At 64.7% G+C, this 10,944-nt stretch carries 13 protein-coding genes; 8 read left to right on the plus strand and 5 right to left on the minus strand.

Going from position 1 to position 10,944, the window contains the following annotated elements:
* The first annotated feature begins 12 nt into the window (after positions 1-12).
* A complete protein-coding gene (locus GC106_RS24010; RefSeq protein ID WP_173134904.1) occupies positions 13-561 on the plus strand; it encodes an isochorismatase family protein in 549 nt (182 codons plus the stop codon).
* Between the two features lie 35 nt (positions 562-596).
* The gene (locus GC106_RS24015) at positions 597-785 is read left to right on the plus strand and encodes a hypothetical protein (RefSeq protein WP_173134907.1); all 189 of its coding nucleotides are present in this window, start codon (positions 597-599) and stop codon (positions 783-785) included.
* A 771-nt stretch (positions 786-1,556) separates the two neighbouring features.
* Here GC106_RS24015 and GC106_RS24020 read toward each other — a convergent pair.
* The 3 genes from GC106_RS24020 to GC106_RS24030 are packed head-to-tail and all read right to left on the minus strand — an operon-like array spanning position 1,557 to position 2,842.
* The gene (locus GC106_RS24020) at positions 1,557-2,021 is read right to left on the minus strand and encodes a protein-export chaperone SecB (protein ID WP_173134909.1); all 465 of its coding nucleotides are present in this window, start codon (positions 2,019-2,021) and stop codon (positions 1,557-1,559) included.
* Complete coding sequence (locus GC106_RS49740; protein ID WP_376777762.1) at positions 2,014-2,490, minus strand: helix-turn-helix domain-containing protein; 477 nt, start codon at positions 2,488-2,490, stop codon at positions 2,014-2,016. The genes GC106_RS24020 and GC106_RS49740 overlap by 8 nt, the downstream gene beginning before the upstream one ends.
* 1 nt (position 2,491) lies before the next feature.
* A complete protein-coding gene (locus GC106_RS24030; protein ID WP_173134912.1) occupies positions 2,492-2,842 on the minus strand; it encodes a type II toxin-antitoxin system RelE/ParE family toxin in 351 nt (116 codons plus the stop codon).
* A 331-nt stretch (positions 2,843-3,173) separates the two neighbouring features.
* On the opposite strand from GC106_RS24030, the gene GC106_RS24035 reads away from it, so the two are divergent.
* The 4 genes from GC106_RS24035 to GC106_RS24050 all read left to right on the plus strand — a co-directional run bounded on the left by GC106_RS24035 (position 3,174) and on the right by GC106_RS24050 (position 5,652).
* A complete protein-coding gene (locus GC106_RS24035; RefSeq protein ID WP_173134914.1) occupies positions 3,174-4,415 on the plus strand; it encodes a helix-turn-helix domain-containing protein in 1,242 nt (413 codons plus the stop codon).
* The gene (locus tag GC106_RS24040) at positions 4,415-4,975 is read left to right on the plus strand and encodes a flavoprotein (protein WP_173134917.1); all 561 of its coding nucleotides are present in this window, start codon (positions 4,415-4,417) and stop codon (positions 4,973-4,975) included. Before GC106_RS24035 ends, GC106_RS24040 begins: the two co-directional genes overlap by 1 nt.
* Positions 4,976-5,170: 195 nt before the next feature.
* The gene (locus GC106_RS24045; protein ID WP_173134920.1) at positions 5,171-5,398 is read left to right on the plus strand and encodes a hypothetical protein; all 228 of its coding nucleotides are present in this window, start codon (positions 5,171-5,173) and stop codon (positions 5,396-5,398) included.
* Positions 5,398-5,652: a hypothetical protein gene (locus tag GC106_RS24050; RefSeq protein WP_173134923.1), complete on the plus strand. Its 255-nt coding sequence runs from the start codon at positions 5,398-5,400 to the stop codon at positions 5,650-5,652. Before GC106_RS24045 ends, GC106_RS24050 begins: the two co-directional genes overlap by 1 nt.
* A 199-nt stretch (positions 5,653-5,851) precedes the next feature.
* Here the strand turns inward: GC106_RS24050 and glnA are convergent, their stop codons facing one another.
* Positions 5,852-7,276, minus strand: a complete 1,425-nt coding sequence (gene glnA / locus GC106_RS24055) for a type I glutamate--ammonia ligase (protein WP_173134926.1) — start codon at positions 7,274-7,276, stop codon at positions 5,852-5,854.
* Positions 7,277-7,454: 178 nt separating this feature from the next.
* Here glnA and GC106_RS24060 point away from each other — a divergent pair, with 178 nt between their 5' ends.
* Entirely contained in the window at positions 7,455-7,928 is a 474-nt protein-coding gene (locus tag GC106_RS24060) for an RDD family protein (protein WP_173134929.1), read from the plus strand.
* Positions 7,925-9,919 (plus strand): sensor histidine kinase, encoded by a 1,995-nt coding sequence (locus tag GC106_RS24065; RefSeq protein WP_173134932.1) that lies wholly within the window; start codon positions 7,925-7,927, stop codon positions 9,917-9,919. The genes GC106_RS24060 and GC106_RS24065 overlap by 4 nt, the downstream gene beginning before the upstream one ends.
* 5 nt (positions 9,920-9,924) lie before the next feature.
* Here the strand turns inward: GC106_RS24065 and GC106_RS24070 are convergent, their stop codons facing one another.
* On the minus strand, positions 9,925-10,653 hold the full coding sequence (locus tag GC106_RS24070) for a DUF4191 domain-containing protein (RefSeq protein ID WP_173134935.1): 729 nt from the start codon (positions 10,651-10,653) through the stop codon (positions 9,925-9,927).
* Between the last annotated feature and the right edge of the window lie 291 nt (positions 10,654-10,944).

The raw sequence follows: 10,944 nt of genomic DNA on the forward strand, positions 1-10,944 counted from the left end.
ATGGTGACGGCCATGACAACACTGCCCAACCGGCCGAACACAGCGCTGATGGTGATCGATGTGCAGAACGGCGTGGTGAAGGACGCCCACAACCGCGATGCGGTGATCGCCAACATCAACACCCTGGTCGAGAAGGCGCGCGCGGAGAACGTCCCGATCGTCTGGGTACAGCACTCCGACGAAGACATGCCCCGCGACAGTGAGGCCTGGCAGTACCATTCTTCGTTGAAACGCGATTCCTCCGAGCCCTTGGTGCACAAGTCCTACAGTGACTCCTTCGAGGACACAGACCTCGAAACTCATCTGGCAGCCCTCGGCGTCGGCCACCTCGTAGTGACAGGTGCCCAAACCGACGTCTGCATCCGCGCCACCCTCCACGGCGCCATGGTCCGCGGCTACGACGCCACCCTCGTCGCGGACGCCCACACAACCGAAGACTTCACCTCCTACGGCGCCCCTTCCCCCGACCAAGTCATCGCCCACACCAACCTGTACTGGAAGTACGAATCGGCCCCCGGCCGCAAAGGCGGCACAACCCCCACCGCCGAGGTCGCATTCTGACTTCCCCTGGGATGCACCGTCCCCACGTAACCCGGGTGCCTTCCCTCGATGCCGACCGCGCCACCCTCGGCGCGCTCACCGACTCCGGCCAGGCAAGCGACGCCGAAATCTCGTACTACGAGGCCTTCGTCGACCCCGACGCCCGAGCTTTGGACGCGTCACGCCGTCGCCGCAGCGGACAGCACCTCCGTCGCCTGCGCCGTACTACCGATCAGACGTCGTAGCTCTGTCCCTCGCCCTTTCCGACCTGCTTTCGATGGCCGCGTACCCGCTCTGACCTGCTGGTTCTTAGTTGATGTTGATGGTCGTTGACGGTCACTTTCGAACGTCTGACGGCCTGGAGACGGCCTGATCTTGGTCCTTCGCGGCCTGCTCGGTGCGAACGTCTGACTGAGTTCGTACCTCGTCCAGAGCACCATCTGCGCGTCCATCCCGGCGGTGTCAAGGGTGGGCGCTTGCGACCATGGCGCAGCCACGCCGTAGGCGCCCTTGATGCCGATGGCCTGGTGTTAAACGATCAATCGCGAGGGACCACAAGGTGACGGTCTCTTGTCGCAATCAGGCAGAGGCCGGCGGGCATCTCGTCAGCCCGCCTGCCGGTCGATTCCGCGGTGACTTTCCCAGTTTGACCTGTGCTGGTTCATGCCGTCCGCTCTATGCCATGTGCGCCGCCGTCGGCCCAAGGAACTCACGCGGGCAGCTCGGGGTCCAGCCGATCGACCGACCGGGCGTAGCGAAGCGGGAGCCCGGTCGTCTCGGGATGGACTGGCCTGAGCTGCCAAGCGTGACGCGCGCCGCCAACGGCGGCGCGCCTTGATCCCTTAGAGCCAAATTCGGCACGTTCGTACGGCGTTTGCTTGTCGCGATCCGGCTGATGGTTGACACAACTTGTTCAGGATCGAACACTGGCCTCTGGTTTATGACGGACTAGAATTTTCACTGCTCCATCAGAACTCGGAGACGTCAAAGCTGTCCTGGTGCGCGTCAGTAGACCCCTAGGTCGGTTCGCTGGAATCTATCTCCAGGCCGCCAAGGTCACCTTCAAGATCCTTCAAGCGCAGCATAGAAAGTACATGCGGCTCAACGCCTATACGTCGCGTCGCTTCGGCGATCGCTTCGCGAAGGAAGGGGAAAATGGTGAAGATTGCATCCTTTGCGACAAATTGCTTTATCGCCCTCTCGCTGTACAATGCTTCATTCGGTACGGTGTAGATTGCAGCGAAATCTGCCCGTACTTCAGCTTCGTCGGAAAGGATCTCTGCGCGAATTCTAACGCCGAGCTCACCCTTCCTTCGTTGGATAAAGACTCTTAGCTCGGTAGGCATCTCACGGTCATCGCGAGCCTTAGGCAGTTTGAAGCCAGCGCGAGCTTTTGCGCCAATTTCGTAGCATCGCACGTCGAGCAGTTCGGCCTCGTCGAGCAGGCGGCTAACTTCAGCGTCTACCACCTCATCAGGCACTACACGTCTCACTTCCGCCACTCAGGGTCCAGTCGACCAGTCGAGCCTCGTGGTGACGATCGGAACGTGGTTGGACATGGCTTCTAGCCCGGAGGCGTCCGGCCGTCTTCCACTCGTCGTTTACGACGAGGGTGCGAAGTTTGAGCGCAGCTCCTACGGCACGCGCATACCGTTGCAGAGTTGTTACCTGTGGGTCGATCGCGGTACGCTCAAGATCGGAAACAGCCGACTGGGTGGTGCCCATGCGGTTTGCCACCTCAGCCTGCGTTAACCCCGAGGATCGACGCAGCTCGTAGAGGCTTCGCATGAGGTTGGCGAGGTCAGCGTCGTCTTCTCGGGCGGACTTTACGACCTGACTGTCAGGGTCGACTCCAAGCAGCCTGAGCAGGTCGTTTGCCATGGCGGCCTCCTCACGTGGTTCTACCATGGTGCATCGGTCCGGACCGATATCGCAAGCTGGACGCCGCATGTTACTCCTCCTCTTCCCAGTCTCTGAGACGGTCCCTGGCTTTCTTGATCGCCCGCGGTATCCGCTGTCGTTTCTTCTGTACGAAATGTAGGGCTAAGAAGACAAAACCTTCCTGTGTCCGCGCATAGAACAGTCGCCACTCGTTGCGTTGGACGCTCAGTCGGCCCTCGTAGAGACCTTGGCCTAGGTGCTTCACGTCGCGCGGCAGCGTCTGGCCAGTTCGAATTCGCTCTTGCAAACCGGTAAGCTTTACCAGCAGATTTACGTCTGACCCCAGTTCAGCCGCTATCTCTTTGATCACCACATCGCCGCCACCTGAAGCCTCGTAGTACTGCCAACTCGGCTCGGTCAACCCAACCCTCCAGCTGCCGTGACTTCAGATGGGTGACATCGACCGTACGTCATAAGGGTCGCTGCTTGCAGTGATGGATCTGCTTGATTGCCAATTTGTCATCAATGACGGCGCGATCTCACTCGAATGGCTTATTTTTGTAACGAGTCAGCCTGGAGGTGGGGGCGACGCGCTTACCGGCTGTTAGTGGTCATTTTCGGGCGGCGATTGGTTTGATCCAATGGCCAGCCTGGCCGACCACCGTTTGTGGATCAAGAGCGCTGTGTCTGCTTGGGCGGAGTGATCTCGGTTGTCATCACGCGCGAGAGCACACCAGCTGTAGCCTCGTGGTATGCGTGGGGCTGGTGATCCGCTGACGGTCGGGGAGCGTGTGGCGTTCTACCGGCGGCGTCGTGGGTTGGCGCAGTCGACGTTGGCGGGTCTTGTCGGGCGGTCTGAGGACTGGTTGAGCAAGATCGAGCGTGGTGAGCGGGACATCAACCGGTTGGATGTGCTGGTTGAGGTGGCTCGGGCGCTGCGGGTGTCCCTCGGTGACCTGCTCGGTGAGCCGGTGTTGCTGGAAGATGAGCAGAAGAACGATGACGTTCCGGCGATTCGTGATGCGTTGATGACTCCGCGTCGGTTGTCGAAGACGTTGTTCGGGCCGTCGATCTCGCCGGAGTACGTGGATCCGAGGCCGGTCGCCCAGTGGACTGAGGCGGCCTGGATGGATTACCAGGCGGGGCAGATCGGGCGTGTGGTCGCGGTCCTGCCGAGGTTGATCAAGACGGCGCAGCAGATGGAAGCGAACAACGTCGACGAGGCATACAACCGACTGGCGGCGACGGTGTCAGCGCGGATTCACCATCTCGCGGCCACGACGTTGAGCAAGATCGGTGAAGCGGACTTGGCGTGGATCGCGGCTGAACGCGCAATGCACGCGGCCGACATCGCTGACGACCCGCTGGTGTTGGCCTCGGCGGCCAGGTCGGGCACGCACGCGCTGTTGGCAACGGGGCGGTTCGAAGACGCGTTGGAGCTGGGAGACGCGGCGGCGAAGTACCTCGAGCCAAGATTGAGGGAAGGCCACCCGGGCGCGCTGAGTCTGTACGGGATGTTGCATCTGCGGGCGGCGGTGGCTGCGGCGCGGCATCAGGAGCGGGCGACGGCGAACGAGCTGTTGGGCAAGGCGGAGCGGGCGGCGAACGCGCTGGGGCGGGACGCGAACTACTGGCAGACGGGGTTCGGTCCGGGCAACGTGCAGCTGCATCAGCTCTCGGCGTCGCTGGACCTGGGGGATATCTCCTATGTGGTCGACCGTGGCGGCCAGGTGGACACAGACGGGTTGCCGGTCGAGCGGCAAGTGACGCACCTGATCGATCTGGGGCGGGCGTTGAGCCTGCTCGCCAAGGACGAAGAGGCGTTGCAGGTGCTGTTGTCCGCGGAACAGAAGTCACCCTCACTGCTGCGGCACAGTTCGATCGCGCGTGAGGTCGTGCGGACGTTGTATCGGCGGGCACCTGTGACGGGTGGCAAGAAGTCCTCGTTGCTGCTGGTGCTGGCGGAGCGGTGCCGTGCGGTGAGCGAGAGTTGATGAACGCGCCTGTGGTGGGTCTGGTTGGCTGCGCGGCCGGCGGGTTGGAAGAGGTCGCGTCGAAGCTGATCGAACCGGTGATGCAGCGTGGCTTGCGGGTGGCGGTGACGCTGACTCCTACGGCGTGGACGTGGCTGAATGCCATGGGTGCGGTCGACAAGATCGAGCAGCTGACCGGGCTGCCGGTGCGGCACAAGCCCCGGATGCCGTGGGAGGACAGTCCACACCCGAAGGTCGACTGTTACGCGGTGGTGCCAGCGACGTCCAACACGGTCGCGAAGATGGCCCTGGGCATCGCGGACAACCAAGCCTTGACCCAGGTCTGCGAGGCGATCGGGCTCGGTGAAGTGCCGGTCGTGGTGTTCCCGCGCGTCAACGCGGCGCACGCGAACCAGCCTGCCTGGGATGACCACATCACCAAGCTGCGCCAGGCCAACGTGCGGCTAGTGATGGGTGAGGACATCTGGCCGTTGCACGAGCCGCGCTCGGCTCCGGGCAAGGAGCTGCCGTGGGCTGCGATCCTTGAGGCCATCGTGTCGGCAGTTCAGAAGCGCCACTGAGGTATACCCGGACAGTTTGTCCGGGGTGTTGTAGCTGATCGCCGGTTTCCTTGACCTGCACGCACCCAATCCCGGGTGTCATCAAGGGAGCCGGAGGAGCCATGACCATTTTGCCGATTATGGCTGTGCCACAAGGAATGTCGCTCGCGACCATGCTGCTCAACCAAGCCGCTGGCGATGAGAAGGCGGCGTGACATGACCACAGGGACTCAGTGGCAGATCGGGGCAGACACGCGAGTAATCGTGCACCCACAGGACGAGTGTGATGCGGCGCGGCTGTTCATGGCAGACGCGTCCTACTCGGTCACGCTGATGCCGCCCACCGATCCCGAGACGTACCCGCAGTTCACCAAGTTCCTGGAGGACTTGGCGGAGGCAGCGTCTGAGCTGGCGGCGGTGTATCAGACGCCGGAGCAGACGTGATGACCATGCAGCGACCGGACCGGTCGCCAATGGAGGTGGTGCGCGCGTTGCGGTCCAAGGCGTCGTGTTTCACGGTGCTGGCGGACGTGCTCGACGGTGTGGACGAGACCAATGCCGCTATGGCGCGAGAAGAGGCTGTGCAGTTGGGGTGTCGCGCGGCGGTAGTCGAGCAACTGTCCGAGTTGTACGAGGACTTGGGCGAGCAGGCCCGACAGTGGAGTGCGCTCACGGCCACGTTGAGAGGCACGCCGTGACTACGCCATCTGGAAACGACAAGCACTGGTTAACCAGCTTCGGAAACTACGTGAGCGGGTTCCGATGACGCAGGAGGACGCGACGACGCGCTCAACGAACACGTAGATCAAGTCTTCGGGACAGCGGCATGAACGTGATCAGGCCGGGTGGCCGAGGAAACCCTCGACCACCCGGCCTGGTGCCGTTACGTACTACCGATCAGACGTCGTAGTACAGCGAGAACTCGTACGGGTGCGGGCGGAGGCGGAGCGGGTCGATCTCGTTCTCGCGCTTGAAGGCGATCCACGTCTCGATCACGTCCGGCGTGAAGACGCCGCCCTCGAGCAGGTAGTCGTGGTCGGCCTCGAGGGTGTCGAGGACGGTGCCCAGGTCGGCGGGGACCTGCTTGACGTTCTTGGCCTCCTCGGGCGGGAGCTCGTAGAGGTCCTTGTCGATCGGGGCGGCCGGCTCGATCTTGTTCTTGATGCCGTCGAGGCCTGCCATCACCATCGCGCTGAAGGCGAGGTAGGGGTTGCCGGAGGAGTCCGGGCAGCGGAACTCGATGCGCTTGGCCTTGGGGTTGTTGCCGGTGATCGGGATCCGGACGCAGGCCGAACGGTTGCGCTGCGAGTAGACCAGGCTGACCGGGGCCTCGTAGCCCGGCACGAGGCGGTGGTACGAGTTCACCGTCGGGTTGGTGAAGGCCAGCAGCGACGGCGCGTGGTGCAGGATGCCGCCGATGTAGTGCCGCGCCACGTCCGACAGGCCAGCGTAACCGGACTCGTCGTGGAACAGCGGCTCGCCTTCCTTCCACAGCGACTGGTGGCAGTGCATGCCCGAGCCGTTGTCGCCGAACAGGGGCTTCGGCATGAAGGTGACGCTCTTGTTCGCGTGCCAGGCGGTGTTCTTGATGATGTACTTGAACAACTGCAGGTCGTCGGCCGCGTGCAGCAGCGTGTTGAACTTGTAGTTGATCTCGGCCTGGCCTGCGGTGCCGACCTCGTGGTGGCCGCGCTCGACCGAGAAGTTGGCGTTCATCAGGTTCAGCACCATCTGGTCACGCAGGTCGGCGAAGTGGTCGACCGGCGAGACGGGGAAGTAGCCACCCTTGTACTTCGTCTTGTAGCCGCGGTTCCCGCCTTCTTCGTCGGCGCCGGTGTTCCACCAGCCCTCGACGGAGTCGATCTCGTAGAAGGCGCCGTTCTCGGCGTTGTCGAAGCGGATCGAGTCGAAGATGTAGAACTCGGCCTCAGCACCGAAGTAGGCGGTGTCGGCGATACCGGACTCGTTGATGTACTGCTCGGCCTTGCGCGCGATGTTGCGCGGATCACGGCTGTAGGCCTCACGCGTGAACGGGTCGTGCACGAAGAAGTTCAGGACCAGGGTCTTCTCCACCCGGAACGGGTCGATCCGGGCGGTGTAGGGGTCCGGCAGCAGCAGCATGTCCGACTCGTGGATCGACTGGAAACCACGAACCGACGACCCGTCGAAGGCGAGGCCGTCCTCGAACGCCGAGGCGTCGAACGACTCGGCGGGCACCGTGAAGTGCTGCATGATGCCCGGCAGGTCGCAGAACCGGACGTCGACGAACCGAACCTGCTCGTCCTTGATGAAGCGCAAGACCTCGTCGGGGCTAGTGAACACGCTCGTAGGCTCCTTACTCAGTGCTTGGCGCCGACGGGCGCCCCACTTCCGTCGTGAAGCTATGAGCGTGGTGTTGCCCGACCGTCACCCGGGTGTTTCGCCGATGTTAACGAGCCGCGTGATATTCGAAATGTCGACCGTTGGACGCCGCCGGGTGACGTCGTTCTACTCTGGTGGGGTGACAAGGTGGACCGGATCGTGGTTGTCCGGGCCCCGCGCCGCGCTCGAACCTGGCGCGGATGCCGGCGACCGTCCCGTACAGAGCTACCCCGGCGAGCGCCTCGGCCTGCCCAAAGACGGCCCCGGATCGGTGGCCGGAACGGGTGTGCGCGCGCTCGCACTCGTGATCGACGCGGTGCTGGCCGGCCTGGTCGCCGGCCTGTTCACCGCGCCCGAGCTGCCCCGCAACTGGAGCCTGCTCGCCTGGTTCGTGATCACCGTGATCGCCGTCGCCTTCTTCGGGTCCACCCCCGGCATGAAGGTGCTCGGCATCCGGGTCGCCCGCCTCGGCGAGAACCCGCTCGTCGGCCCGCTGCGCGCGGTGCCGAGAACAGTGCTGGTCGCGTTGATCATCCCCGCCGCGATCTGGGACGCCGACCGCCGGGGACTTCACGACAAGCTCTTCGGCACGGTGGTCGTGCGCACCCGTTGACCGGCAGGGTCGTCGCCGCGAGCCTGGGAGCGCTCGGGCTGGTCACCGGCGTCGCCGCGGCGGTCGTCACCGAGGCGCTCGACGCGTGGGGCTACTCCGGCTACGCGGCCATGCCGCTGGACGTCGAGATAGCCATCTTCTACGCCGTCATGGGCGTCCTGGTGACCTGGCAGAAGCCGGGCAACCTGGTCGGCTGGGCGCTGGTGACGATCGCCGCGTGGGACGGCGTCATGGCGTTGGCCACCGCACTGGTCGGCGCGTTCGATTCACCGGACCAGCCGATCGTGCTCTTCCTCGAGGCGATCCAGCACGCGGGGTGGTCGCCGCCGATCTGGGCGATCGCGACCCTGCTGCCCCTGATCTATCCGGACGGACGGTTGCCGAGCCCGCGTTGGTGGTGGGCGGTCGGACTCGCGTCGTTCGGGATCCTGGCGTATCTCGTCGGCGGAACGTTGTCCGAAGGCGTGCACGGCAGCAAGTACACCGTTCACAACCCGGCTGCTGTGCCCGAGCTGCAAGGGTTCGCCACGTTCCTGACCGATGCGGCCGTGGTGATCCTGGTCGCTTCGTCGGTGATCGCTTTGCTCAGCTTGGCGATGCGGTGGCGCCGGGCGACGGGCGTGCAGGCGCGGCGCCTGTCGTTGCTGCTCTGGGTTCTGCTTTACGGTGGGGCGCAAGCGGTTGTGCGCGAGTTCGTGCCGATGCCCCTGGTGCTGCACCACATCCTCGAGGTGCTCGCGTCGGCGCTCATCCCCGGCGCCGTCGCGATCGCGGTGACGCGGGATCGCTTGTACGACTTGGATCTCGCGGTCCGCCGGGCCATCGTCGCGGTTGTCGTCACGGCCAGCCTGATCGCGTGTTACCTCGGTCTGTACGCCGTTTCGTCCTTCGTCATCCCCATCGATTCGGCCTTCGAGGCCGGGATCATCGGTGCGGCGATCTTCCCGATCGCGTTGCTGTTGACGCGGTGGGTCCGGCAAGTCGCGTGGGGCCGACGTGTCGACATCGTCGAGGCCGTGACCGCGTTGGGACAACGGATGCGCGACCGCATCGAGGTCTCCGAAGTGCCCGCGGCGGTGTGCGAGGAGATCGTCAACTCGCTGCACCTGCGGTTCGCCCGGCTCGAACTGGAGATCAACGACGGCGTGCGCACCCTGGCCGAAGTGCGCAAATGCGTGGACGACGAAGCCGAACCGGTGACCTTCGATCTCCGGCACCGCGGCGTGGTCGTCGGCAGGCTGCTCGTCGCGCCGCCTGAAGGCCGTACGCACCTGGACGAAATGCTGACCCAGGCGCTGGCGTCGTTGGCGGACCAAGTGGCGCCCGTTGTCGCCGCGCTGCGGTTGGACGAAGAACTGCTGCGTAGCCGCGAACAGCTGGTCACCGCACGCGAGGAGGAACGGCTACGGCTGTCGCGCGACTTGCATGACGACGTCGGGCCGACGCTCGCGGGTATCCGCCTACAGCTGGACGCGGTCCGTGCGAAGTTGCCAGACGACACGCCCGCCATCGAGCTGATGGACCGTGCGGTCAGTGCGATCCACGACGCGTTGGGCATCGTGCGTCGCGTCGCGTACCGACTGCGGCCGCCGGAGCTGGAAACGCTGGGGCTGGTGGGTGCGCTTCGTGAGCTGGCGGTGTTCCTGTCCGCGCCGACGCTGAAGGTGGAGACCCACCTTCCGGACGACGTGTCCGCGTTGTCGCAGACCATCGAGGTCGCCGCGTACCGGATCGTCGCGGAGGCGTTGACCAACGTGGTCAAGCACGCGAAGGCGACCTCGGCGTCGGTGCGCCTGTCGATCAACGGCGAAGGTGTCGTGCTGGAGATCAAGGACGACGGCGTCGGGCTGCCCGCGGACGCCGGCAGCCGCGGCATGGGACTGAAGTTCATGGCCCAGCGGGCGCAGGAGATAGCTGGTCAGTTCTCCTGCCGCACCACTGAGCACGGAACGCTCGTCCGGGCTGTGCTTCCGTTACGAAATCGTGTCTGACCGGGTCACCGGCGGCGGATGGTGCGCTGCACGTTGCGCATCTTCGCGCCCTGCGGCATCGGGCCCTTCGGCAGCGCCGCACCGCGGCTGGCCAGCGCGGACAGCCGCTTCTCGATCGCGTCGACCTGCTTGGGGCCGAGGTTGCGCGGCAGCTTCATCAGCCGCGACTGCAGCTTGGCCAGCGGAACCTGGCCTTCCTCGTTGCCGATGATCATGTCGTAGATCGGGGTGTCGCCGACCAGCCGCGAGATGCGCTTCTTCTCCTGCGCCAGGAGCGTCTTCACCCGGTGCGGGGCGCCTTCGGCGACCAGCACGATGCCCGGACGGCCGAGCACCCGGTGCACCGCGTCGAGCTGGGTCGTGGCGGCGACGGTCGGCGTGACGCGCCAGCCCCGCTTGAGGTTCTCCAGCGCCCACGCCCCCGCGCCCGGCTGGCCGTCGGCCTTGTTGAAGACGTTCTTCTGCACCCGGCGGCCGAACACGATCACCGCGCCGAGCACACCGAACATGATGCCGACCGGCAGCGCCATCCACTGGATGTCCAGCAGCATGCCGAGCAGGAACACCGCCCCGGTGATCACCAGGAAGACACCGAGCATCCAGGGGATCAGCAGCTTGTCTTCCTTGCGCTGCATCTTGAAGGCCTGCCAGATCTGGCTCCGCTTGGCCTTCGACTCAGCCTTGCGCGCGGCCTTAGCCGCCTTGAGGGCTTCCTTGTCCTGCTTACCAGCCATGAATCCAGGATACGGCCCGGGCGAAACCGTACGAACGGACCGTTCGACCTGGCGCCCACAGCGCCACAGACCCCCGCACCGACGTCCTGCGGCCCTTTGCGCCCCGCACCGCCCCCTTTGCATCCCCCACCACTCCCGGGGGGCGACCCCGAGCCCAGTCTACCGGTGATAAGGGCTGGTCACAGGGGTTACTGGCGGGTTGTGGACAACTAAATTCGCGAACGGACCGTTCGCACCGACACGCCCGGCCAACGCGTTGACGGCGCCGAGAGGGGCTCTGTCAGGATGAAA

Source organism: Kibdelosporangium persicum (assembly GCF_013280595.1).
Taxonomy (GTDB): Bacteria; Actinomycetota; Actinomycetes; order Mycobacteriales; family Pseudonocardiaceae; genus Kibdelosporangium; species Kibdelosporangium persicum.

Coding starts and splice junctions, on each gene's coding strand:
- GC106_RS24010 (WP_173134904.1), top strand. CDS start 13: ATGACAACACTGCCCAACCGGCCGAACACAGCGCTGATGGTGATCGAT.
- GC106_RS24040 (WP_173134917.1), top strand. CDS start 4,415: ATGAACGCGCCTGTGGTGGGTCTGGTTGGCTGCGCGGCCGGCGGGTTG.
- GC106_RS24045 (WP_173134920.1), top strand. CDS start 5,171: ATGACCACAGGGACTCAGTGGCAGATCGGGGCAGACACGCGAGTAATC.
- GC106_RS24035 (WP_173134914.1), top strand. CDS start 3,174: ATGCGTGGGGCTGGTGATCCGCTGACGGTCGGGGAGCGTGTGGCGTTC.
- GC106_RS24070 (WP_173134935.1), bottom strand. CDS start 10,653: ATGGCTGGTAAGCAGGACAAGGAAGCCCTCAAGGCGGCTAAGGCCGCG.
- GC106_RS24050 (WP_173134923.1), top strand. CDS start 5,398: ATGACCATGCAGCGACCGGACCGGTCGCCAATGGAGGTGGTGCGCGCG.
- GC106_RS49740 (WP_376777762.1), bottom strand. CDS start 2,490: ATGCGGCGTCCAGCTTGCGATATCGGTCCGGACCGATGCACCATGGTA.